This is a genomic window from Parabacteroides gordonii MS-1 = DSM 23371, from assembly GCF_000969825.1.
Classification (GTDB): Bacteria; Bacteroidota; Bacteroidia; order Bacteroidales; family Tannerellaceae; genus Parabacteroides; species Parabacteroides gordonii.
Genome location: NZ_KQ033919.1, coordinates 4,191,500 through 4,217,900, shown reverse-complemented (window position 1 = coordinate 4,217,900; position 26,401 = coordinate 4,191,500). Strand labels below are relative to the sequence as shown.

Annotated in this window: 13 protein-coding genes; 7 read left to right on the top strand and 6 right to left on the bottom strand. The window is 50.9% G+C overall.

Annotated elements, in window-relative coordinates; translation table 11 throughout:
* Position 1 precedes the first annotated feature (1 nt).
* From HMPREF1536_RS15865 to HMPREF1536_RS15850, 4 genes are all read left to right on the top strand, one after another.
* Positions 2-2,032: a RagB/SusD family nutrient uptake outer membrane protein gene (locus HMPREF1536_RS15865; protein ID WP_028726224.1), complete on the top strand. Its 2,031-nt coding sequence runs from the start codon at positions 2-4 to the stop codon at positions 2,030-2,032.
* Positions 2,033-2,314: 282 nt separating this feature from the next.
* Positions 2,315-5,119 carry a sugar-binding domain-containing protein gene (locus tag HMPREF1536_RS15860; protein ID WP_028726223.1) on the top strand — a complete coding sequence of 935 codons (2,805 nt, stop codon included), beginning with the start codon at positions 2,315-2,317 and terminating at the stop codon, positions 5,117-5,119.
* A gap of 6 nt (positions 5,120-5,125) precedes the next feature.
* Positions 5,126-6,838 (top strand): alpha-L-fucosidase, encoded by a 1,713-nt coding sequence (locus HMPREF1536_RS15855; RefSeq protein ID WP_028726222.1) that lies wholly within the window; start codon positions 5,126-5,128, stop codon positions 6,836-6,838.
* Between the two features lie 18 nt (positions 6,839-6,856).
* Complete coding sequence (locus HMPREF1536_RS15850) at positions 6,857-9,274, top strand: hypothetical protein (protein ID WP_028726221.1); 2,418 nt, start codon at positions 6,857-6,859, stop codon at positions 9,272-9,274.
* Between the two features lie 114 nt (positions 9,275-9,388).
* Here the strand turns inward: HMPREF1536_RS15850 and HMPREF1536_RS15845 are convergent, their stop codons facing one another.
* Positions 9,389-10,288, bottom strand: a complete 900-nt coding sequence (locus HMPREF1536_RS15845; RefSeq protein ID WP_028726220.1) for a helix-turn-helix domain-containing protein — start codon at positions 10,286-10,288, stop codon at positions 9,389-9,391.
* 153 nt (positions 10,289-10,441) lie between these two features.
* Here HMPREF1536_RS15845 and HMPREF1536_RS15840 point away from each other — a divergent pair, with 153 nt between their 5' ends.
* Together HMPREF1536_RS15840 and HMPREF1536_RS15835 are read left to right on the top strand one after the other, a co-directional pair.
* On the top strand, positions 10,442-13,768 hold the full coding sequence (locus HMPREF1536_RS15840) for an SUMF1/EgtB/PvdO family nonheme iron enzyme (RefSeq protein ID WP_028726219.1): 3,327 nt from the start codon (positions 10,442-10,444) through the stop codon (positions 13,766-13,768).
* The gene (locus HMPREF1536_RS15835) at positions 13,765-14,652 is read left to right on the top strand and encodes a beta-propeller domain-containing protein (RefSeq protein WP_028726218.1); all 888 of its coding nucleotides are present in this window, start codon (positions 13,765-13,767) and stop codon (positions 14,650-14,652) included. Before HMPREF1536_RS15840 ends, HMPREF1536_RS15835 begins: the two co-directional genes overlap by 4 nt.
* A gap of 98 nt (positions 14,653-14,750) precedes the next feature.
* Here the strand turns inward: HMPREF1536_RS15835 and HMPREF1536_RS15830 are convergent, their stop codons facing one another.
* The 3 genes from HMPREF1536_RS15830 to HMPREF1536_RS15820 are packed head-to-tail and all read right to left on the bottom strand — an operon-like array spanning position 14,751 to position 18,961.
* The gene (locus HMPREF1536_RS15830; protein WP_028726217.1) at positions 14,751-16,052 is read right to left on the bottom strand and encodes a sensor histidine kinase; all 1,302 of its coding nucleotides are present in this window, start codon (positions 16,050-16,052) and stop codon (positions 14,751-14,753) included.
* An 11-nt stretch (positions 16,053-16,063) separates the two neighbouring features.
* The gene (locus HMPREF1536_RS15825) at positions 16,064-17,443 is read right to left on the bottom strand and encodes a sigma-54-dependent transcriptional regulator (RefSeq protein ID WP_028726216.1); all 1,380 of its coding nucleotides are present in this window, start codon (positions 17,441-17,443) and stop codon (positions 16,064-16,066) included.
* 33 nt (positions 17,444-17,476) lie between these two features.
* Complete coding sequence (locus tag HMPREF1536_RS15820; protein ID WP_028726215.1) at positions 17,477-18,961, bottom strand: TolC family protein; 1,485 nt, start codon at positions 18,959-18,961, stop codon at positions 17,477-17,479.
* Positions 18,962-19,213: 252 nt separating this feature from the next.
* Between HMPREF1536_RS15820 and HMPREF1536_RS15815 the strand changes: the two genes are divergently transcribed.
* On the top strand, positions 19,214-20,713 hold the full coding sequence (locus tag HMPREF1536_RS15815; RefSeq protein WP_028726214.1) for a M20/M25/M40 family metallo-hydrolase: 1,500 nt from the start codon (positions 19,214-19,216) through the stop codon (positions 20,711-20,713).
* A gap of 38 nt (positions 20,714-20,751) precedes the next feature.
* On the opposite strand, the gene HMPREF1536_RS15810 is transcribed toward HMPREF1536_RS15815, so the two are convergent.
* Together HMPREF1536_RS15810 and HMPREF1536_RS15805 are read right to left on the bottom strand one after the other, a co-directional pair.
* Positions 20,752-23,520 carry a family 78 glycoside hydrolase catalytic domain gene (locus HMPREF1536_RS15810; RefSeq protein ID WP_199884259.1) on the bottom strand — a complete coding sequence of 923 codons (2,769 nt, stop codon included), beginning with the start codon at positions 23,518-23,520 and terminating at the stop codon, positions 20,752-20,754.
* 2 nt (positions 23,521-23,522) lie between these two features.
* Positions 23,523-26,336: a glycosyl hydrolase gene (locus HMPREF1536_RS15805; RefSeq protein WP_081693238.1), complete on the bottom strand. Its 2,814-nt coding sequence runs from the start codon at positions 26,334-26,336 to the stop codon at positions 23,523-23,525.
* Positions 26,337-26,401 lie beyond the last annotated feature (65 nt).

Sequence of the window (26,401 nt, the reverse complement as noted above, 5' to 3'; positions counted from 1 at the left end):
CATGAATCGCATAAACAGCCTATTAAAACAAATCGCAGGTATCGTCCTGGTTCCGGTATTGTTCTCCTGCAACGATTACCTCGACAGAGAACCTCTGTCGCAGATCACACCGGACTACTATCTGACAGAAGAAAGCCAACTGGCCTCTTACATCAACAACATATATCCCGGCATCCTGCCCTCCCACGAATCGAGTGTCAACTGGTACGGAACCTTCGGATGGGACAACGGTACGGACAATATGATCGCCAAGGGAGATTACACGGACTATGTACCCGGTGAACTGAAAACGGCACAGACCGGGGGCGACTGGGAATTCACGAAGATATACCAGTGCAACTACTTCCTGCAACGCGTGGTAGACAAATGGAAAAGCGGAGAGATCAGCGGGAACGATGAGAATGTGAAACATTATATCGGCGAAGTCTATTTCCTGCGTGCCTATGAATATTTCAAGAAGCTACAAGCGTTCGGCGACTTCCCCATCCTCTACCGTCCGCTCCCCGACGAACAGGAAGCGCTGACCGAAGCCAGCAAACGAGCCCCGCGCAACGAGGTAGCCCGTTTCATCCTGGCAGACCTCGACTCAGCCATTGTGATGCTGAAGGAAATATCACCCGATGGGAAAAAGAACCGTCTCTCCCGCAACTGCGCCAACCTGGTCAAATCGAGAGTCGCCCTGTTCGAAGGAACCTGGCTGAAGTATTTCCGCAACACCCCTTTCGTACCGGACGGCAATGGCTGGCCGGGCAAACAGAAGGATTACAATGCAAGCTACCAATATCCGTCGGGCAGTATCGACAATGAAATCGATTTCTTCCTCGGACAGGCGATGGAAGCGGCCAAAGCGGTGGCCGACGCCATTCCACTAACGGAAAACACCGGCCTGCTGCAACAGAGCACCGAAGAACCTGCCAACCCGTATTATAATATGTATGCGGATGAGAACATGGCCGGTTACGACGAAGTGCTTATGTGGCGCCAATACGACAAAGGCTTGCAGCTGACACACGGTGCCGTTCAGTTCGCACAGAAAGGAAATGCCGGTTACGGGCTGACGCGCGGCATGGTAAGTACCTTCCTGATGGCGAACGGACTGCCGATCTATGCATCCGGCTCGGGTTATGCCGGCGACGATTATGTAGCCGACGTACGCAAGAACCGCGACGGCCGCCTGTGGCTGTTCCTCAAGGAACCGGGGCAGATCAACGTCTTATACCCGTCATCCGACGGTACACACGCCACGCCGGTAGAAACAGTTCCCGACATTACCAGCGGTAACTCCGATGTCTATTACTCCACCGGATACGCCATGCGCAAAGGGGGCAATTTCGATGCCAAGCATTGTGCCAACTTCGGCTCCTTCACCGGAAGCATCACTTTCCGTGCCGCCGAAGCTTACCTGAATTATCTCGAAGCCTGCTACGAACGTACCGGAGCCATAGACGGAACCGCTGCTTCCTACTGGCGTGCGATCCGTACCCGCGCCCATCTGGATACGGATTACAACAAGAGTATTTCTGCAACGAACATGAGTGAAGAAGCGAAATACAACTGGGGAGCCTATTCTGCGGGACAGCTGGTCAATACCACCTTGTACAACATCCGCCGGGAACGTAACTGCGAACTGATGGGTGAAGGTTTACGCAAGATGGATCTCAAACGGTGGCGTGCCATGGATCAGCTGATCTCCTCCCCTTACCATATCGAAGGGTTCAAACTGTGGGGGCCGATGCAGGACTGGTATAAAGATGAAAGCGGAGCGAGCATCCTGGTGTACGGTGCCAACGACTCCAAGTCGAATGTATCCGATCCGGCGCTGAGCATGTACCTGCGTCCGCAGGAAGTGGCGGCTAACTCATTGATCATGCGGCAAGGCGGGTTCAAGTGGGCTATGGCACACTACCTGTCGCCGATCGCGATACAGAATTTCCTGAACACATCTGCCGATGGCAGCAGTGTGGAAACCTCCCCGATCTATCAGAATCCGGGATGGCCGACGATGCCTAATCTGGGGGCGGAAAGTTTGTAAGGTTGTCACTTTTTTTACGATGGTCGTAACAACTCGGTTACGACCATCGTACCTTAGGGGTTACGGTTATCGTAACCGCCCTGTTACGGACACCGCACCTTACCGTGCGCAACCAATGCGCATTCCCGTGCACACAGACCGCACCCTCTCGTGCGCAGTCACCGCACTAAACTCATCAAAAGATAATCCATCTATACGGTAGTATTATCTATTTATTTTCTATGAATAAAAGCGTTTCTTTGCAGAACGCTACTCTTATTCATCATTTACAATTAAATACGCATGAAAAAGTACTTATTCGTCTTACTCTCTTTTTTAACCCTTGTCGCCTGCCGGCAGGCAGATAACACACAATCCCTGCAAGGTGAATGGCTCTTTGCCCTCGATCCTGACGACCGGGGACTGACAGAACAATGGTACAACAGATACCTGAACGAAACCATCCAGCTGCCCGGTTCGCTTCAGGAACAAGGATACGGCAATGATGTCGGGATAGAAACAGCCTGGACGGGGCAGGTTGTCGACAAATCATGGTACGATGCTCCCCAATATGAGAAATTCCGCCAGCCGGGAAATATGAAAGTCCCTTTCTGGTTGAACCCGGAGAAACACTATGTGGGAGTGGCCTGGTATCAGAAAGAAATAGATATACCGCAGTCGTGGGCCAACCAGCCGGTAGAGCTCGAACTGGAACGTACGCACTGGGAGACGACGCTCTTCCTCGACGGGAATGAGATGGGTAAGCATGAATCGCTCTCCACCCCTTTCCGGTATGTCTTTAATGAATTGAAGCCCGGAAAACACACCCTGACACTCCGTGTGGATAACCGGGTCAACATAGAGGTGGGAATCAACGCCCATAGCGTCTCCGACCATACGCAGTCCAACTGGAACGGCGTTATCGGGATCATCAGCCTGACGGCTAAACCCTCTCTATATATTAATGATATACAGCTTTATCCGAATATCGCGGATAAGACAGTCAAAGTCGCAATTACGCTGAACGGTACAGCCGGGAAAGAAGCCTCCACCCTGCTTCTCCAGGTAGAAAAGAAAGACGGAAGCCCTGTTGGCCAACCACAGGAGATCACTATTGTCCCGGGCACCTCCCTGCAACAGGAAGCGACCTTATCGCTGGGCAACGACGCCTTGCTCTGGTCGGAATACAGCCCTAACCTGTATAACCTGCGTGCAACCGTTGAAACCGATGGTAATAAAGAAGAACAATGCCGCACCTTCGGACTCCGCGAGTTCAAAGCCAACGGCACACGTTTCGAAGTAAATGGTCATCCGGTATTCCTCCGGGGTACGCTCGAATGCTGTATCTTCCCGCTGACCGGTTACCCGGCTATGGAGAACGGCTATTGGGAGAAGATATACAGCCAGTGCAAGGCCTACGGTCTGAACCATGTCCGTTTCCACTCCTGGTGTCCGCCCCGTGCCGCCTTCGAGGTGGCCGACAGCATGGGCGTCTATCTGCAAGTTGAATGTGCCGGATGGGCAACGGTGGGCGACGGCGGTTATTCCGACCAATGGTTCTACGACGAAGGAGACCGTATCCTGAAAGAGTACGGCAACCATCCCTCTTTCTGCCTGATGGCCTACGGGAACGAACCGGGTGGAGCCAACCAGGTAAAATACCTGTCCGAACTGATCGACCACTGGAAATCGAAAGACCTGCGCCGTGCCTATACCAGCTCCGGCGGATGGCCTTATGTGGAGAATGCGGACTACTGGAATGCACCCGACCCGCGTATCCAGGGATGGGGCGAAGGATTGCGCAGCATCATCAATGCACAACCGCCGCGTACCGACTACGACTTCGCCCATATTATCCGTCCGAACATGCCGACTGTCAGCCATGAGATCGGTCAATGGTGCGTCTATCCCAACTTCAAGGAAATAGAGAAATATACCGGTGTACTGAAAGCGAAGAACTTTGAGATATTCCGGGAAACACTGAAAGACCATCAGATGGCCGACCTGGCCGATGCTTTCCTGTATGCTTCCGGCCGCTTGCAGACGCTTTGTTATAAAGCTGATATAGAAGCCGCCCTCCGCACGCCCGGTTTCGCAGGCTTCCAGTTGCTCGACCTGCACGACTTCCCGGGACAGGGTTCCGCACTGGTCGGCGTACTCGACGCCTTCTGGGGTGAAAAAGGATATGTAACGGGGGAAGAATACAGCACCTTCTGTAACAATACCGTTCCGCTTGTCCGCTTCCCGAAAATGGTCTGGCTGAATAACGAGACACTGAAAGCGCCGGTCGAACTGGCTCATTTCGGTGAGAAGCCTTTACAGGGGGCAAACATCCGCTGGCAGATCAGCAACCGAGCGGGCGAAAACCTGGCACAGGGAAGTTTCGTAAAAGACCTTCCGCTGACCAACTGCATCCCGGCCGGCACTATCGAATACCCGTTGGCCGACATCACTGCACCGACACAGCTGACCGTCAGCGTGGAAGTGAAAGAGACGAACAGCAGAAACGAATGGAACATCTGGGTCTATCCGGCCAAACAGGAACCGATCGAACAACTGCCTTACATTGCCTCCACCCTCGACGACCAGGCAATGACCCGGCTGGAAAAAGGGGAAAACGTCCTCCTGCTGTTGGCTCCCGGACGCATCGCACCGGATAAAGGCGGCGACATCCGTGTCGGCTTCTCTTCCATCTTCTGGAACACTGCCTGGACAAACAAGCAACCTCCCCATACCCTCGGCATCCTTTGCGATCCGAAACATCCGGCACTGGCCGCTTTCCCGACTGAAGGATACAGCGATTTCCAGTGGTGGGATCTGGTCAGCAATTGCAACGCAATGGTACTGGATGATTTCCCGGCAGACTACCGCCCAGTCGTACACCTGATCGACGACTGGTTCACGAACCGCAAACTGGGTATCCTCCTCGAAGGGAAGGTGGGTAACGGTAAACTAATGGTGTGCAGTGCCGACCTGCAACGCGACCTCGACAAACGTCCGGCCGCCCGGCAGTTCAAACAGAGCATCCTGCAATACATGGCATCCGACCGCTTCAACCCGTCGGCGCCAATCAATCCGGCATTGATCCGGGGCTTATACAAAAAGTAAACTTACATGAAACAACTAATTCCTATACTGATCTTCCTCCTGTTTCTGTCCGGCCCGCCTGTACAGGGACAGGAGAAAAAGATCCCGCTGCCTACGGAAGCACAACTACGCTGGCACAACTATGAACGGGTTATGTTCGTGCACTACGGCCCTGCCGCCTGGCAGAACCGGGAATACGATAACTTCACCACCCCGCTCGACCGTCTCAAAGTAGCCGACCTCGACACCGACCAATGGTGCGAAGTAGCTCAATCATGGGGAGCAAAGATGGTATTGTTCGTGGCCAAACACTGCGGCGGCTTCTGCTGGTGGCAGACCGAAACGTCCGACTACGGCGTGAAGGAAATACCCTGGCGCAACGGCAAAGGGGATGTATTGAAAGACCTCTCGGAGTCGTGCAGGAAATACGGACTCGACCTGGGAGTGTATATCTATCCGGGCGACGACCGCTGGGGCGCCGGTATCGGTAGCGGGGGTATCACACAAGATCCTTCCAAACAGGAGACGTACAACCAGGTGTTCCGCACGCAACTGACGGAAGTACTTTCCCTCTATGGGCCGATCAGCGAAGTTTGGTTCGACGGCAACTGCCGCATCCCGATCAAAGATATTCTCGACCGGTATGCCGCCAATTCGGTAATCTTTCAGGGCAAGCAGGCCAATCTGAGATGGGTAGGCAACGAGGACGGTTATGCTCCCTACCCCAACTGGTACACAATAAAGGAGGAAGACCTGACAACCGGTGTCTCCACCGCCCTTCACTCGGATGTGGACGGCGATCGGTATGCCCCGGTAGAGGTGGATGTCCCGCTGCTGAAGAACAAAGGTCATAAATGGTTCTGGGCTCCCGGATGCGACAGCTTGCTGATGACGCAGGAGCAGTTGATGAACCTGTATTACAAATCCGTCGGACGTGGTTCCGTGCTCCTCCTCAACTCCACTCCCGATACAACCGGACTGATCCCCCGCTCACATGCCGCCGTCTATCAGGCTTTCGGCAGGGAGATCGAAAACAGGTTCGGCCATCCGGTACAGCAAACGGCCGGTAAAGGGAATACCTTCGAGCTTGACTTTGCCACTCCTACCGAAATCAACCATTGTATCCTGCAGGAAGACCTGAAAGGGGGACAACGGGTACTGGCCTACGAACTGGAAGGATATACCAGGGAAGGCAAATGGATCTCCATCTATAAAGGAAGCTCGGTCGGAAACAAGAAGATAGATCATTTCCCGACTCTCCGGTTGAATAAATTACGTGTCCGCATCACCCGGTCAAAAGATACACCGTTGCTGAAGAACTTCTCGGCCTTCCAGGTGTCCAGTCCTCTCAGCGACCTGCAGGATGAGCGGCAACAAGACAAACCACAGGTAGTAGATACCTGGGATGCCCATACATTCAATGCGGACAACTGGACGGAAATAACCCTCGACCTGACTCCTTTCGTCAACCGGATCGGCGAATACGAGCTCGTCTTCTCCCGCCTGGCCACCGATTACCTGAGCAACAAACCGTCCGATCTGGAGTTTAAAGATCACGAACTGTTCATGTATGGAGAAAAACAAGTATCTTCGCTCATTCTTTTACCGAAGACACATACATGCAGGATTACCCGTTCCCAGCAGACATTGGATGAGTTCCCTACCACGCTGAAGATGAAAGTGAAGTACAAAGGTGCATCCTCCATCGGAGAGATAACGATTAAAAGACTTACATATTAAATTCATAAACAAACACACATGAAACGACTCTCTTTAATCGGCAAAATAGTCTTGCTATTTGCCTTTACGCTGGCTTTCCATGCCGGAGCACAGAATGTTAATCTAAAAACCCGTTCCACCCAGATTGGAATAGACAACACCGGTCACTTCTCCTCCATCCGGGTGGAAGGCAAAGACATCTTGCATACCGGCAAATATCCGCTTGTAACCGTCTGTGCAGACAATAAACTGATCACACCAACCAAAATGACTGCCAGTGGCAACCAATTGAAACTAACCATGTCCGACGGCGGAACAATCACCCTGAAACAGAAGGAAAGCGACGTATGCATCACACTGGAAGCAACCAATGTTCCGGATAAATATGAAGTATTGCTGTTCGGCCCGCTAGCCGTAAACATCCATGAGGTCGTAGGTGACGTTGTCGGCGTAGCGCAGGGCGACGGCCTTGCCTTCGGCATACAAGCCCTGAACATCAAAACGAATGCCGGCATTCCCGACGAATACGGCAAACTGGTTACCGAGACATACGGTTATTCAGGTAAATCAGCCGAACTGTCGGTTGCCAGCATCCCTGCTTACAAACTCGCCGCTGCCGACATTTCAGACGGTACCGTATTCCATTTCTCCGCTCGCAGAAGAAATAAACAGGAGTATCGCAAGGTACAACAGATCGAGAAATCGCTGGTTCTCCCCGTAGAAGGCGAGGACGGCCCGATCAAAGGGGCTAAGATCGCTTTCTTCGGCAGTAAGAACACAGATGCCCTGGCACGTATCGGCGAGATCGAAGTGGAACAGGGACTTCCCCACCCGTTGTTCGACGGAGAATGGGGCAAGACTTCCCGCGCTGCCATGAAGTCCTACCTGATCTCCGACTTCTCAGAAGATAACTTCGACATGATCCTGGACAAGGCAAAAATAGCCGGCTTCGAATATGTCTACCACAGCGGCCCGTTCCTCGACTGGGGGCATTTCAACTGGGATCCGAAATTCACCAAAGGCGGCGATGAGGGCGTAAAGAAGATGGTCGACAAGGCTAAGGCACAAGGGATTGCCGTTGGTGTGCATACCCTCAGCAACTTCACGACCACCAACGATGCCTATGTCACTCCGGTTCCTTCCGAGCATCTGCTGAAACAAGGCGTACTGACACTCACCTCGGATCTGGATAAAGAGCAGACAGCCATCAAGATCAAGAAGTCAGATTTATTCTCCATGCCTATGAGCCTTAACGCCATGCAGATAGACAAGGAGCTGATCACCTACGGCAGTATGGAAGACCAGGGAGACACTTACCTGTTGAAAGACTGTAAACGGGGCGCTTACGGCACGACAGCTTCTGCCCACGCACAAAAGACTCCGCTTTACAAATTGTGGGATTACCCTTATAAAACATTATTCCCGGATCTGGTTCTACAGGATAAGTTTGCCGACCGCCTGGCCGAGATCATGAACAAGACAGGCCTGCGCCAGATCTCATTCGACGGCCTGGAAGGTTGCTCCTATACCGGGCAGGACGAATACGCCAACTCCCGTTTCGTTACCCGCTTCTACAACCAGCTGAACCATAACGTGCTGAACGATGCCAGCCGCCTGAGCCATAACCTCTGGCACATCCATACCCGCATGAACTGGGGAGAGCCTTGGGGGGAAGCGATGCGCACGGGTCAGGTTGAGAACCGTATCAAGAACCAGCATTTCTTCCAGCGCAACCTTTTCCCGCGTATGCTGGGATGGTTCCTGATCCGTCTGGCCGACCGTAATTTTGAATGCTCGACCCTGGAAGACCTCGAATGGGCCTTATCCGAATCGGCCGGTTTCGACTCCGGTTATGCGATGACGATCAACAGCAACACCCTGCGCCGTCACGGACAGATAGACAAGTTGCTCGAAGCCATCAAGAACTGGGATAAACTGCGCGAAGCACAGGCTTTCAGCGACGAACAGAAAGCTCGCCTGAAAGATCCGCAAACAGAATGGCACCTGGAAAAGACAGACGAACAGACTTATAACCTGTATCCGCTTTCTATCTCTAAACATTTCCGCTGCAACATGGCTGAAATGCAACCGGGACAACCGGGCGGTGCCGACTGGTCATGGAGCAGCCCGTACGAAAGCGTCTATGCCATCCGTCTGAAAGTAGATGGCGACGGAACGATCAAAGACCCGTCGTTCATCACACCGAAAGGCGTTATCAAATTTCCTTGTGAGATATCGGATCGCCAGTACCTGCTCTATACCTTCGACGGCAAAGCAGTCGTTACCGACAAGAACTATAACGTGATCAGCGAAGTCACCCCACAAGGCAACGCCCTGCTTCCCGCAGGCTCTTCAGCCGTAGCCTTCTCCTGCGAACAAATCAGCGAGGACGCACCGGAAGTGATTATCCGCTATATTACCAAAGGGGCACCGGAGGTGATTAAGCTGAATAAATAAAAACAAAACTTGGAACCTATAGTGCTGCTGCATCTCATGATACCGGCAGCACTATAGTCCTACTATGACTGACACAATAGTCCTGAAGCTGTATAACTATTGTGCTACATCAGGTCATACAGGATTCTCCGGTTTCATTTCATTAAACTGCTTCATCCGGTACTCTCTCGGAGAGCAACGCACCAGCTTTGAGAATAAGCGGGAGAACTGTGACAGATTACCGATCCCTACCTTTTCCGCCACCTCGACGATCGACATATGTGAAGTGAGCAATAAGGTCTGTGCCCGTTCGATCCGTTTCATCTGGATGTATTCGCAGGGGGGCATACCGATGATCCGTTTGAATATCTTTGAGAAATGATCGGAAGTGATACACATCCGGTCGGCCAGTGTCGTGACGGATATCCGTTGATCCAGATGCTTGTTGATATATTGAAGCGCCACATCCAGCTTTTCGTACGAGCTGTTCACTTCCGGCACACGCAGGCAGTCCTCGGTGATGAAGCGGGAGAAAAGCTGCAACAAGATACCGCTGCTCTCCACTGTCGTTGAAAAAGAAGAGACCGGGATTTCATTCTCTTTCGTATAGATATTCCGGTCGTTATCGTAATGCTTCGGGTCGGATGTAGGAAGCGACTTATCCGGGTTCAAAGCCAGAAAACGCTCCATCAGCGAATAGTCCATCGGAGTGGCTGCGACCTGCAGGTTCATCTTCATCGGGCTGCTGATGCCTTTACCGCCTGTCGTCTCGTCAAAGAAACAGATATAGTAGTGTTCCATGAAATCGTCGCACTCATAACTATGGAAGGCAAACTTAGGAATAAGGAAAAGCTGTCCGGGCAATAACTCATACCCTTTCTGATTAATATAAACGACTCCCCGCCCTTTTGTAATCAGATAAAGGCGGTAGAACGGACTGATCACATCCTGATAATTCCACCAGGTTTCAACCCGGGAATAGTCGGCATAAAGCAAAGGCAACGACAGATCGTAAGGTGAATAAGATACAAGCATATCAGACAATTATGGGTTAACCGCCGTAAATGTAGAAATAATTTCCCAATTCACAATATCGGATTATGCAAAGTATCCGTCTTATTTTGTCAAAGTATATAGAAAGAGATACTTTATTTTTGCATCAGTATAACTTTCTAATCTAAATTCATCATGACTCGCCTTTTCACAGTGTTACTTATTCTGTCCGGACTTCTCAGTCCGTCGATGCTCTCTGCGCAGGACTCCTGGCAAAGCCTGATAAACCGACTTACCTATTACTCGCCCGAAAAATATAAATCGGCCGTTAATAACCTGAAAAAGAAATATCCTGACAGCTATCGGCCGGATGCCGGTTGGGAGAAGGCTGTCAGCGAACTGGAGACTAATAAAGAGACGTTGATCAGCGGCCTGAAAGCCAAAGACACAAAAGCGGAAAAACAAGCCACCAAACTGTTGCAACAACTGGATGCCGCCCTGCTGGCCAACCCGTTGCTGGCCGACAAACAGGTCGTTGCCATCCGCAGAACCCTGGGCGACAAAGCCCGTAAAGCCATGAGTGGTGAACTGGGAATAGCCCCTTCCAACTTCCAGAACAACTCCGAGATAGGAAACCCCAAAGGGGGATGGACAAACGAATTCGTTTCACTCGACATCATCCCCGGCAAAATAAAACAAACCACACTCTATAAACCGGAACCCGGAATGATCATCACTGACCCGGAACCTCATTTCGACGGTAATAAACTCATGTATTCCTCTATCGGTTCATCCGACCACTGGCAACTGTTCGAACTCGACCTGAAGACCGGAAAGACCCGGCAACTAACCCCTGATACATATAAAGATTTCGACAGCTTCGACGGTTGCTACACCCCCGACGGACGGTATATCTTCTGCTCCACCGGCACCTTCCTCGGATTGCCTTGTACAGACGGAGGGAACAAAATGTGCGGATTATTCCTGTATGATCCGAAAACAGGGCGAACCCGCCAGTTGACTTACGACCAGGACAGCAACTGGGGACCAGTCATCATGGACAACGGTACCGTACTCTATCAGCGTTGGGAATATGCCGACCTGCCCCATTCCAACTCGCGGCTGCTGTTTACGATGAATCCGGACGGCACCACACAATCGGCCTTCTACGGTTCGAACTCCTACTTCCCGACCTCATTCTTCAATGCCCGCCCCATACCGGGACGGCCGTCGGCGGTAGTCGGTATTGCCTCCGGCCATCACAGCGTTTCACGCAGCGGACGCATGCTGATTATCGATACCAACAAAGGCCGTCATGAAGCGGACGGAGTCGTTGCCGAGATCCCGTATGCCGGCAAAAAAGTGGAAGCTATCGTTCGCGACCGCCTGCCCGACGGTATCTGGCCACAGTTCCTGCAACCGTATCCGTTGAACGATACCTACTATCTGGTGTCCATGAAAGAGAATCCGGAAAGCTTGTGGGGGCTTTACCTGGTCGACACGTTCGATAACCGTACCCTGATTGCCGAAGAGGAGAACGTCGCTTACCTTGAACCGGTGTTGATGGACAGCCGTAAGACACCGAATGTAATTCCCGACCGTGTCGATCTCGCCTCTTCAACTGCTACCGTATTCCTGCAAGACATCTATGAAGGCGGAGGATTGAAAGGGATTCCGCGTGGGACAGTCAAGAAGCTACGCATCGGTTCATTCAACTTCAGCCCTTGGGGCCAAGGCGGATTGCTGGGCACCATCGGTATGGACGGGCCGTGGGACATCAAACGAATCCTAGGTGAAGTGGATGTCGAAGAAGACGGTTCGGCCATGTTTACCATCCCAGCCAATACGGCCGTATTCGTACAACCGCTGGATGCAGAAGGAAAAGCATTGCAAATCATGAGAAGCTGGTTCACCGGCATGCCGGGCGAAACAGTCTCTTGTATCGGTTGCCATGAAGAAAAATCGACTATCGCCATTCCGAAGCGGACAAAAGCATCCTTGCAAAAACCGCAGGATATCAAAGAATGGTATGGAAAAGAAAGAGGATTCAGCTACCGCCACGAAGTACAGCCCGTTCTAGACAAATATTGCATCTCTTGCCACAATCAGGACAAACCCGGAAAGCCTTACCTGAAAGGGGACAAATGGATCGATGACTGGACTTCGAACATATCGGGAAGAGCCTGGAAGAACGGCGGACACTTTACACTCTCGTATGCCAACCTGCACCGTTACGTACGCCGGCCGGGTATCGAAAGTGATATGCACATGCTCGTTCCGATGGACGTGCATGCCGATCAGACCGAACTGATGCAGATTCTCCAGAAAGGCCACTACGGTGTCAAACTGGACAAAGAATCTGTGGAAAAGCTCTCCTGCTGGATAGACTTCAACGCTCCTTTCCACGGACGTCGTTCCGACATTCCAAAGTTTGAAGATGCAGAACAGAGCAACGAACTGCGGAAACTATACCGCGAAATGTTCGGTGCTCCTAAGTCGACTACCGAATGGTTGCCGGAAATCCCGCAGAATATCGAACCGGTCCGGTTTGAAAAGGAACAAAAAGCAATAGGCGATACCTTACTGGAGAAATGGCCGATCTACAACCCGACAGAAAAGCCTTACGACCAATGGAACGACACCCAATGGAAGCAACTGGCTCTGGGTAACTTCCAGAAAAGCATCCCGTTGGGTAACGGCCTGACACTCGAACTGGTAAAAGTACCGGCCGGCTCCTTTATCATGGGTAGCGACCGTCATCCGGACGAGTTGCCGCAGACCATCGTACAGGTAGACAAAGCGTTCTGGATGGGACGTTTTGAAGTCACCAACGCACAATTCAGAGCCTACGACCCGGAACACGACAGCCGCGACGAACACCGTCATGGTTACCAGTTCGGACGCAAAGGCTACTCGATGAACCATCCCGACCAGCCGGCTGTCCGTATCTCCTGGCAGGAAGCGATGGATTATTGCAAGTGGCTGTCGGAAAAGACAGGTATGAAGTTCTCGCTCCCCACCGAAGCACAGTGGGAATGGGCTTGCCGCGCCGGAAGCGATACGCCGTTCTGGTATGGAAATATGTCCGCCGACTTCTCCGGCTATGCCAACCTGGGCGATATCAAGCTGAAAGAGTTTGCCGCCTGTACCGCTTATAAGTTCTACGAGAGCGCGATGGTCATCGAAAACCCGAATAAGTATGACGACTGGATTCCGCGCGACACCACGTACAACGACGGCGGCTTTATCTCCGAACCGGTGGGACGCTACATCCGTAACCCGTGGGATCTGTTCGACATGCACGGAAACGTATGGGAATGGACATTATCGAGCTACCAACCTTATCCGTACAACGAGAACGACGGCCGCAACGGGGTCACTTCCGAAAACGGCAAACGTGTCGTACGCGGCGGTTCCTGGTACGACCGCCCTTACCGGGCGACCTCTTCTTTCCGTTTGCCCTATCGCGAATACCAGAAAGTATATAATGTAGGATTCCGTGTAGTAATGACTGAAGAATGACAAAGTGTTGTTTAAAATATTTGTTTTGTATAGTAGTAGTAATTAGCACCTGTTGCTCGTGCAGCAACACCAGAGAGAAGTTACTTGTTTCCGGCTGCGGCTGGAAACAGGTAGCGATCCTGGACAAAGCAACAGGTACGATCGAGTGGAGCCATCCGCTCACCCCCGGGGAAGACTGCAACGATGTAGAGATTACACCGGATGGTCATATCCTCTATGCCTATACTTCCGGCGCCCGTCTCATCACCCGCGACCAGCAAACCGTCTGGGACTTCAAAGCTCAAAAAGGTGAAGAACTGTTTACCGCCACGCATCTGCCTTCCGGCAATTACATGCTGGCAATCTGCGGCAACCCTTCCCGTATCGTAGAACTCGATGCCAGCGGCCAGCCGGTAGACGAACTGCAATTCGACACCAGCATCACCGGTGTGCACGACCAGTTCCGGCAGATCGTAAAGACTCCGCAAAACACCTACCTGATACCGCTTATGGGGAAAGGGGAAGTCGTTGAAATGAACAAAAACAAGGAAATAGTCAACCGGGCCGAATGCGGTGGCAATCCGTTTGCCATCCAGATACTGCCTAACGGAAACTGGCTGGTATCCTGTGGTGACGCGCATAACTTCGTGGAGATCGATCCCGCCGGAAAACAGATCATCCGGAATGTCGGTGACGACGACCTGCCGGATATCTCCCTCCTGTTCGTGGCCGAACTCGTCCGTTACAAAAACGGCAACACATTGATAAGCAACTGGAACGGACACAGCCAGGATAAATCGCAACCGCTATTGGTAGAGGTAGATCCCGACAACCGGGTCGTATGGACGCTTCCCCTGCATCCGGATATAGTCAATATCTCGGCGGTCTATTCATTTCAGGAATAACAGGCCTTAACTACCATACTTTTACACTATAGTGCTGACAGCCTTAACACTACTATGCTAATACTGTTAACACTATAGTATGAGTTGTACTGACACTACTATTCAAAAAGGATACGGAAACGGGTCAGTCCGTCTGCATACGTACGCAGGGAGAAAGAGCAGTTCTGTTTCTGCAAGACTTCGCGGATAAAGATCAGGCCGATCCCCTGCCCGTTCGGTTTGGTGGAGAAGAAAGGGCTGAATAGCTTGGCTTCGGTTTCCTTGTCTATCCCTTTACCTGTATCGGCTATTTCCAGACAGACCGGATGATGCGAAGTGCGGATGTAAATCTGCCCGTCATGGTCGATCGACTCCGCTGCATTCTTTATGATATTGACCAGCACCTGCTCGAAGAGGGCACTGTCGAGCTTTACGACAGGCGAAACGTCGTCGAGTTCCATGATGATCCGGATATTACGGTTCCGGCAAATCGTCTCCATAAACCGCTTGCAGGAAGTAACGACCGCATTCAGTTTATGGTTTATCGCCTGCGGCTCGGGAATACGCACCACATCCGCAAAGTTCGTAATGAAATGGCTCATACTGTAACAACGTTCGATGGAGACACGCAATACCTCGCATATATCTTCCGTATTTTCCAGTTCGCTGAAGGTCGATTCGAGCGTATCCAGGGTAGAAGTTATGCCGGCCGTCGTATTATTCACTTCATGGGCGATCATGCGGATCACCTTTTCATACGCCTTCTTTTCTGCTTTGAATACTTCCTGCGTCAGCACTTCCACCAGGTAGAAAGAATGATGAAACCCACGGTCTACGAAAGAGGAATGGGTACATTTATAGATATTGGCATCATTCAGGCGGATGGTCTGCGACTCGTACAAAGGGATATTCACCAGTTCCGCAGCCAACGGCGAGTCTATATCGGTCAGGGATTTACCGGCAAAACCGACGGTGGACGGCTGTCCGAACATTTTATGTGCCGCCGGATTGACAGACAGGATCACATTATCCAGATTCAGCATGATAACGCCCATCGGAGAAGCATTGATCAGCAGGTCGAGGAAATGGTTCTGCTCCCTCAGATGCAAACGCTCGTTCTTAAGCTGCTCCATCATCTTATTGAAGATGTCGACAATACGGTCGGCCTCTTTCTGCCCTACCCGGCTCAGGCGGGAACTGAAGTCCTGCTCCTTCAGAAGCTCCATACCGTTTCCGATAATATCCAGCGGTTTGATGATACGGCGGTAGAAAAGGATCAGATAAAGAACGGAAATGAACACCAGTCCCTCCACGACAAAAAACATGACGGAGGAGTAATTGTAGAATACGTGATAGGTCATCACCCCCATCACGGTCAGCAACAACCCGGTCAATATCCAGAACAGTCCTTTTACCCTCATCCGTCTGTCATTTATTTATCTGTGGGAATATCATATTTCTCCAAACGGCGGTACAGGGCAGCCCGGCTGATACCGAGCGCAGAGGCCACATGCGATAGGTTGCCGTTATGCGTTTCAAGCGCCTGAAGGATCGTTTGCCGTTCTATTTCATCCAGCGTCATGCCTTCAAAACTGGCGGCACTTCCTTTTGCTACGGTCTGGGGATTTCCCAGGTTCAGGCACTGGCTTTCAAAATCAGCCACGTCCAGCAACGATTTGCCGGAGACGAGCATCGTCCTTTCCACCAGGTTCTTCAGTTCGCGGATATTACCTGGATAAGGAAGACGTTGCAAGAAAGCCTTTGCATCGGCAGAGAAATCGACACGGGGCAAACCGTTCACCTCCGATTGCTTATCCGCAAAATAACGCGCCAGCAAAGGAATATCGTCTTTCCGTTCCCGCAAAGCAGGCAGATGGATCGTGATCAGGTTAATACGATAGAACAAGTCTTCACGGAACGTACGGGCGGCTACCATTTCCGGCAGGTTACAGTTCGTAGCACTCACCACACGGATATCCACCTTCCGGGGGCGACTGTCGCCCAATACCTCGAAAGTCTGATCCTGCAATACACGCAACAGTTTCACCTGGCAGGACAATTCCAGATCGCCTATCTCATCCAGAAAGATCGTACCTTTGTTAGCCATCTCAAAACGCCCGGTACGGTCGATATAGGCATCCGTAAAGGCACCCTTCTTATGTCCGAACATTTCACTTTCAAAAAGGCTTTGAGACAATCCGCCCAGGTTGACCTTCACAAAAGCCTCCTTTACACGCGGGCTGTTTGCATGGATAGCTTCAGCGATCAGTTCCTTCCCGGTTCCGCTTTCGCCGGTGATCAGTACCGAAGCATTGGTCGGGGCGATCCGTGAAACCGTGCCCAGTACGTCCATCAGTGCGTCGCTCTGTCCGATGATCTTGGCAAAATGGAATTTATTATCCGCATCGTTCCGGTTGAGCGGAGCCTTCTCTATTTTCTTCTGCTCGTTCAGTTCGAGAGCCGTACGGATCGATTTGAGCAGCACCAGGTTGTTCCAGGGCTTGGTTATAAAATCGAAAGCGCCGGCTTGCATACCCTGCACAGCCAGCGAAATTGAACCCCAGGCAGTCATCAGGATGACCGGCACATCGGGTTGAAATATCTTTACCTGTTTCAATAATTGAATTCCTTCTTCTCCCGTCGTAGTCAAGGTAAAGTTCATATCCATAAGGATCAGCTGCGGCGTTTCTTTGCGCACGATCGCCAACGCTTCTTCAGGCCCCGGAACAGCTTCCGGTTCAAAGCCTGCCCGCTTCAGCAAAAAGGTAAGCGAAGAACGAACAACTGCATCATCATCTACAATTAATATCATATCGGTGTCTTTTTGGGTTTGTAAAGATACGAATTATCTCCTTACTATTTCTTCAAAATCGGCATCCAGATTACGATCGTTGAGGAAATCATAGAGGGTGACGCTGCGCACATTATAGAAATAATTCCAGAAACCGTACAACTCGCGGATATGCTTTTGCTTGGCATCGTCTTTGGATTGCTGGGCGTCGTTCAGGTCGAGGATATTGATCTTACCGATCATAAAGGTTTCTATCGAAGTCTGATAACGCTTCTGTGCAATCTCGTCGGCTTCGGCTGCAATCTCCAGCTGGGCGGCCTGGTTGTTGAAGTTCTCCACCAGCAGGAAGATATTCTGGTTGAACGTCATCTGGTTCTGGCGGTTTTTGGAAAGTACCACCTCACGGTTCGACTCTGCCACTTTTACCTTCCCTTTCCGTTTGCCCCAGTCGAGGAGCGGGATACTGAAACCAACCTCTACCACCTGGTTATCCTTCAGCGGATTGTAAGCTCCGGCAAAATCATAGTCTTTTCCAGTATACCCCACGGAAGCAAACAGGTTTATATCGCGACGCTTCCCTTTGGCGGTGGCAACGGCATAATCGGCTTCCAGTTGTTCGCGCAGGATACGTTTCGCAAACGAGTTATTTTCCTGCGCCTTTTCCAATACATCCTGGTAAACCAGACGCATATCGGGTACAGACTCGGGGATAACCGGCTCTATCACATCTTCTTCGCTCAACCCCAGGAAAGAACGGAGCTGGAACATATTTGCGTTCAGGTTCGACTGTGCTTCCGTTAGTTTGCCTTTCGCCTGCAAAGCGGATAGTTTGAGTTGCATCAACTCACTTTCGGAGATATGACCGATCTTACGTTTAGCGACGGCTATCTCATATAGTTTATTGGCATTCTCGAGATTTTGCTCCGAAGTGAGCAGGTTCTCTTTTGCCAGCAGAAGGTTAAAGAAATAGGCGATCGTGGAGATGGTAACCTCTTCCACACTCTCGATATAGGCGGCTTTCGCCTCCTGATAACGTACGGGCTCGATACGGCGTTTCCATTTCTGGTCGTTCACCCCGAAGATAGGCTGTGTCAGGGTCAGCCCGATCGGGACGCTCATAAATTCATTGTAGGCACCGTGCCCGAGCTGACGCGAGAAGTTGAGCGACGTATTCAACGAGATCTTACCTCCGGTTAGCGCAATGTTCTGATCGATGGAGATAGCCCCGTCCATAGATAGGTTATTGTCCTGCACGAACGCATAGGTACCATCCGGCTGTTGGTTACGGCTGTATTGCTTGCTGTAGCTGGGGATCGTTCCTTTGAAATTCATTTCCGGCAACTGGTCTGCTATGTGGGTGCGGTATTCCCAGTAAGACGTTTTCAGTTCGTTGAGGGCTACAGCGGCATCCACCGACTGGAGTTGTGCCAGACCGATAGCCTCTTTCAGGGTCAGTTTCACTATATTCTCCTGTCCTTCCGCATGCAAGCCGGATACGGTCAGCAACAAAGATGCGATAGCTATATATATCTTTTTCATTGTTATAAATGTTTTTGCCTTTCCACAGGCAAAAGCTATGCCAAAAAGATATACAACTGATTTACTGAATCATAGCCACCTTCGATAGTGTCCGATAATGAACAGTGTGTCCGATATCGTTTCTTCTCCTTTCGTATACCAATTATATTTCGATATATTCTGCTGCGATTGATCTGTATGAAATACAGATTTATTACCTTTGGAGGTCTTAGAAAACAACTTACACTTATGTGAAACCATAACAAAGATAAAATGAAAAGCTTATTGGTATTTTTGATGATCGGTGTATCATCCGTAATGGCCCAGACTGAAAAGATCGACCTGACTGTCGCCCAAAAGATCAAGCAGGAAGAACAACTGAATTCCGACATAGAGCGGTTATCTTACCGTTTGCTGGATTATGCCGGCCCCCGCCTGACAGGGTCTGACGGGATGGAGAGAGGTTATAAAGTAGCCAAAGAAATGATGGAGGAATACAAGCTGTCTAATCCCCGCATCGAATTTGCCCGTGACTGGCCGCGTGGCGGATGGGATATCGAAAAGGCTTACGCCGCAATGACGTTACCTTATTATATACCCATCTTTCCGGCTCCGGTAGCCTGGACAAACGGCACAAACGGGCCGGTAAAAGGGGATGTTGTACTGATCACTGCCACAAACGACAAAGAATTGCAGGCATTGAAAGGGACACTGAAAGGAAAGATCGTACTGATGCCGTCTGTTACGGATTATAAGATCAGTTTCGAACCTATGGCCCGCCGGCATACGGAAGAGTCTTTAAAGCAAACAGCCGAATATCCGATCACTAAAGTACAGCCCCGTCGCCGCAGACCCGCCCAGGCCATCGAAGGAAGCGAGTTGTCTTATGCCGAAATACTGAGTTTTGTACACAAGGAGAATCCGGCCGTCATTATCCATGAATCGGGGAATTACAGTGTTCCGGGATTGAACTTCCATAAATTAGAAGAAGCCGGCCCCGTACCTTGCGAACTAAATATTGCCTGCGAAAACCACGGCTTGATGGAACGCTTGATCAGGAACGGTGAAAAGGTAGAAATGGAAGTCGATATCGCCGTTAAATTCGAGTCTGACCGCAAGATATATAACGTCATAGCCGAGATACCCGGCACCGACCCCAAACTGAAGGACGAACTGGTCATTATCGGCGGCCATCTGGATTGTTATCATATGAGTCCGGGAGCCGGTGACGATGGTGCCGGATTTATTGCCATGCTTGAAGCCATGCGTATACTGAAAGCCATCGGTGTACAACCGAGACGTACGATCCGTGTCGCTTTCTGGGGTGGTGAAGAAGTGGGCCTGCATGGTTCGAGCGGTTATGTGGAGCAGTTTGTGCAAGACCCGGTAACCAAAGAGAAAAAGAAGGAATACAATAAGATATCCGCTTACTTTAATTCCGATTATGGCCCAGGGAAATTCAGGGGTATATTTACCCAGGATAACCTACAGGTCTATCCGATCTTTACAGAGTGGATGCAACCTTTCCTGGATACAGGCTTTACGACTGTTTCCAACCGGAGCGTCGGCAGTACGGATCATATACCTTTCGACAATGCGGGTATTCCTGCTTTCCAGTTTATCCAGGATCCTATGGAGTGGGGACGCCATTCGCATCGCACACAGGATTTCTCCGACCGCCTGGTACTGGACGATATACGCCACAATGCAGTTATCGTCGCCTGGTTCGCTTATAATGCAGCAATGAGGGATGAGATGATGCCCAGGAAATAATAGCCAAGTTTGTAGGGGCAGGGTTGCCCCTACAAACTTCATATATCCCTTACAACAAACACATAATCTCCCGATCCGACTTCGACACAATAGAAACCATCTGCAAACCCGGCTGCTTTTACATCCTGTACAGTATCCAGCGGACGACCGCTTTCCGTTATTTCCGAACCGGTCGATGAAGGGAGACAGATACTGGCTGTTGCATTGACCGGGATCGTTACCCGGAGTTCAAAGGTATTGCCTTCTTTCTTCCAATTGCTTACAATCGGGCCGTTCACTGAGCGATAAGTACAGTTTACCCATGTCAGGTCACCGGCAGGTTGCGGTTTGATCCGGATTTTACTGAAACCGGGAGCCATCGGGTTTATTCCGGCCAACGACTGATAGAACCACTCTCCTACACTACCGAACATCGGGTGGTTTTGAGAATATACATTATCCGAATACTTCCAGGTTTCCCATAAGGTTGTTGCTCCGGATTCGAGCATATGCCCCCAGCCGGGGAAATCCTTTTTCGTGACCATTTCATAGGCAATATCATTCCGGTTATTCTGACGCAATACTTCCAGAATAGCGGGAACACCGAAAATGCCGGAAGCGATATGTCCGTCCCATTTCCCGATAGCTTTCAGAAAGACGGCAAAGACAGCTTCCTTTTCACTTTCCGGAATCAGATCATAAAACAAGGCGAATGCCTGGGCTGCCTGTGTGGCATTTGCCACTTCCCCTGTTCCGGGTTTCACGAATTCTTTTATAAATGATTCCTTTATATCCGCTGCCAACAGGGAATATTCCTGTGCATCCTTCGGCCGGCCTGTCAATGAGGCAAACTCAGCCAGTAAAATCACATGATGATAATAATGCGCGGTAGCGAACAAGGCGGGAACGCGTTCTTCCAGGCTCTCATGATCGTTGATACAAGTCCCGATCCGGTTCTCTTTCGCTTTTGAACGAAGGAATTCAACTTGTTTGCGCAAGGTCGGATAAAAGGCTTTTATTGTCCGCAGGTCACCATAATATTCATACAACTGCTTCTGCATGAAAGCGAAAGCCAGTTGCCACCCGATCGGGCCGGAGTCGTTCCCCAGTCCCATATCGGCTATCCCGTTATAAGGGGCCGTTTCGGTCATTCCCCCTTCAGGGCGCTGGTCGTTGGCAAAATCATGGAGCGCCTTCCGGTAGAAGTTCTCCATGTCGTAGAACCAACAGAACGTACGGGCAGTCCCGACAATATCGCCACCATAACCGAACTTCTCACGTGCCGGACAGTCGGATTGCACACTGAAAAGATTACTGCGGAACGTATAATCCAACACCTTATCCAAACGGTTCAGCATCGGATCGGAACATTCGAAAGACCCGGTTCTTTGCAAATCCGCACTCAGCCGGATCCCTTCCACATCCGATAAAGACGGGCGACCCGGCCATCCCGTTATCTCCACATACCGGAAACCGTGGAACGTAAAGCGGGGCGACCATATCTCTTCCCCCTCTCCTTTCAACGTATAGACATCTTCCTGCCAGGCAGTCTGTGGTTGACCGGCGGTTTCCCAATCGGCATCCCAGACCCTTTTCTGCTGTCCGGCAACGGAAGTCATCACGTTCAGGCTTCCGTCCGAATAAATATCTTCCCCGTAACGGATCCTGACAGTCGAGCCTTTCGCCCCTCTGACTTTGATACGCGCCACACCGGCAAAGTTTTGCCCCATATCGAAGACAAACTCTCCCGGACGCGTTTCCGTCATCCTCACGGGGTTGATCACTTCTATCTCCCGGATAGGCGGTTGCATTTGAGCCGTCAGCTGCCCGGCCGTGGCATTTGCTATCGGTACGGCCTGTTTCCAGCGGCTGTCGTCGAATGGGCAAGTATCCCAACCGTCTATCTCATTGCGGGCATCATACTGTTCGCCGAGATAGACGTTGTTACGCATAACCGGGCCGGTAGTTGTTTTCCAGCTTTCATCCGTACAGATTGTTTCCACCGACCCGTCGGTATACCGGATACGAAGTTGTGCTTTCAGGCAAGGGCGACCTATCGTCAGGTACTCCCGTAAGGGTTTGAAAATACGCATAGGCAGCGGGTTGTAATATCCGTTGCCTAGCATGACCCCGATCGCGTTTTCTCCCGAGCCGATCAACGGGGTTACGTCATAGGTACTGTATAATATTTGTTTCCCGTAATTCGTCCAGCCCGGATCAAGGACATGGTTGCCGATACGTTTACCGTTCAGGCTGGCCTCATAATATCCGATACCGGCAATATACAGACGCGCTTCCTGCACCGTTTTAGCGGGACGGAACGTTTTACGGAAAAGCGGGGACGGATCGTCTTTATAGAAATCTTCCTCCTTCTCCGGTGCTTTCGAACCATCACCGATCCATTCGGCTTTCCAGTCATCCGGAGACAGCATGGAAGTTTCCCAAAAGGCCGGCTCACTCCAAGCGGACACTTCCCCTTCCCGGTCATAGGCACGGACACGCCAGTAGTAGCGGGTAAAAGGCTTCAACTTCCTACCGGAGTAAACGATATTTACATTTTGCTGGCTGTTGACTTTCCCGCTTTTCCAGACCAACCCTTTCCCGTTCCGAAGATCGTCTTCCTTCAAAGCGACTTGTATCTCATAGGCTGATTGCAGTTGGTTACGGGTCTGTGACTCCAATCGCCATCCCAGCACGGGATTAAGTGCATCCACTCCCAGCGGGTTTTCCACATACTCGCAGGTCAACCCCTTTAGTTGTAAGGACTTGGCTCCGGCAAAAAGTGCGATACCTGCCAGGAAGCAGATAAGTATTCCTATTCTTCTCATAATCATACTAATTTAACAGGGCCAATCATTCCTGTAGGCAGCCATTTCTGATGGCGAGTCCACGACTGTCCGGTTTTATTCTCCGGGGTAGCTTTCAGATAGTTACCTACCGTAGTCGTGATCTTCACCTGCAATGTCTTGACAGGCGCCTTTGCCAGATGTTCCGGCAACTGATACACCCGATTGCCATACCATTTACATCCCAGACTTTCCCCGTTCAGGATCACTTCCGAAACGCCGTAGACCTTTCCCAGATCCAGATAATAGAACCCGGCTGCATCTTCCACCGTCTTTTCATAATATAGCACACCGGCAAATCCCTGCGTAGCCGGATCGGCCGACCAATCTATCAGGGTATCGATCTCCAGTTTTTTCGTATCTCCGTTGATATGTTCCATCCGGACATTCCAGCCGTTCAAGTTGACGGGAGACGAACTTTGTAACGGTATGGCAGGAATAGCCATCTTGTTCGCTTTGGCATCTTCAAATACGATCAGTTGGGAAGCGGCAGGCCCCAGAGTGATCTGCAAGACGGAACCGGATGCAGAAGGATAAGGCGACCGTTCGCCTGTTTCCGGATTCCAGAGCCAGGGCGTTTTACCGTTGTCGGCAAATGTGGCTTGTATGCGGATCTCATCATCCGGGTTACAGTTCGTTATAAAGTAAATATCCTTGTCCCCCGCCTGATGGCGTATCTGGCTGACATAAGGGCTCGGAGTATCAATTTTCATATAAGGGACAATATCGCATTGCTGTTGTACCCCTCGGAACCAGGATACCGGCTCGACCGGAGCTTCCACCGTAAAGAGCTGTGACGGATAAGCTTCCCTGATCCTGCCGATCGTCTGTTTCACCTTTTCGTCGTTCGTTTGATGATCTTTATATCCCGGTGATTTATAAGGTTCCTTACCGACAAAGATCAGTTTGCCCCCCGCCTTCACAAAGGCAAGCAAGGCCTCTGCCGTGGCCGGCATCATCGACTCGACTTCGAGCAATATCAGGGTATGGTACTTCCTTTTATTGAAAACCAGATTGCCCTTTTTAAAGCTGCTCTGCTGAATGATTCCTTCACTGATATAATCGCAACTGTTTCCGTTCCGGTGGATCGCCTCCCATACCTTATATTGATAGGACGGATAATGCAGTCCGGGGAATGGGTCACGCTGCGGCCCGTGTATCGTCCACATATCCGCCAACGGATGCATCACGGCGATGTCGGCGAAGAAATCAGACTCCTGAAGCACGGTCGATATGCGGGTTTTGTACGTCGCCCACAGATTAAAATAAGGCCACCAGGTATTGCGTTCGTTCAGGAACGTGCCGTACATGACCCATCCGGGGAACGGTACTTCCAGCGGACTATAATTAAATCCATGCAGGATAGAATGGGTCACGCCGGAAAGGTTACTCTGGTCGCCCGTCATCTTGATCTTTTCGAGCGTGGCGTTAAAGACATTTCCGGTATTGGTTATTTCTTCGCAACTGACTAACCTTTTCCCCGAATAATGGGCGGCCGATGCGACAAATTTATTCACGTTCGTATCGGTGGGCGATTTAATAAAGGCATCTTTCTCGCAACCGTCCGCATTCCAGAACCATGTTTCGCATTCGGGAATATCCACTTCCAGGGATGCTTCCAGCGGGTGGAACTCGCGGCCATAGGTTTGTATCCTCGACTTGAAACCGTATTTATTGCACCACTCCGTATAGGGCTTCAGGAAACGATCCCGCACGATATCCATACAGGTGACAAAGAAGTCATATCTCACGCGGTCTACCTCTTCCTTGGCCTCGCCGAACAAGGTCGTTGCCAGTGCTCCCTCGACAGCATGCCCCATATGCCCGACTTTATAGAGGATAAAAGGCAGATAAGGCTCTACATCATATCCCCGGCGGGTCTGAAACTCTTCCAGGAAATCATGGCACCAGTTGGCTCCTTCCAGTTCCATGCTGTCGCAGAACAAAGCACGGAACCCTTTCAGGTTGCCGATAGCGGGGAAGAGTTTATCCGACATCCTGTTGAGGAACTTCTCCACTGCTTGCTGGTTGTAATGGTTCAGCACTGGCCCGGCAGCACCGGGAGCACCGTTGATAACGGCCTGGAAACCGGTCACTTTCACCAGTGCATACAGGATATGTTCACCTTCCGGCAGATCGATGGAGATTACGTCCGCCCCTTTCTCAAAAGGAAGGTCTATGGCGGGGGTGAATGCCGACATTTCCACCGGAGCCAGGCAGAGGGAGTATAACTCGCTGGTTGCCCCTTCGTATTTGGATGCGACCTGCGGAGAGGCTTCCGCCAGCAGGTCGGCTGTTTTCAGTTCTATCTTTCCCGGCCCTTTTACTTTCAGGGCGGTCTGTGTCATTAGCTGGGTCTGTTCTTCCGGTTGCAGGAACTCGCCCCCGAAAGGCCAGCCCGAACCGACGATGATATCGCATATCATGCCCCGTTCTTCCGCTCCCTTGAGTGCGGTCTTTACCATTTCGATCCATTCGGGGCTTAGCCATTCCAGAGAAGGTATTCCCAGATCATCCCCTCCCGGAAAACGGATCGGATTGATCTCGACACCTCCTATACCGGCGGTCTTCATTATGTCGAGTTCGCGCAGGATCTCTTTTGCCGTTACTTTATCGCCGTTCCACCACCAACGAACAAAAGGTTTTGAAGTGACAGGCGGGTTCTGAAACAACATAAACAGCCTGTCGCTTTCGTCATTTTCACTGTCAACAAAGCGGCATCCTTGCATAAAAGGTAAGCTAAGAGCTGAAATCACACTGGACTTGATAAAGGTTCTTCTTGAAAGAGTCATATTCATGGATTATTGATTTGCAAAAAGTTAACTCCGTAAATGTAGATAAAAACTTTATAACAGGAACTAGC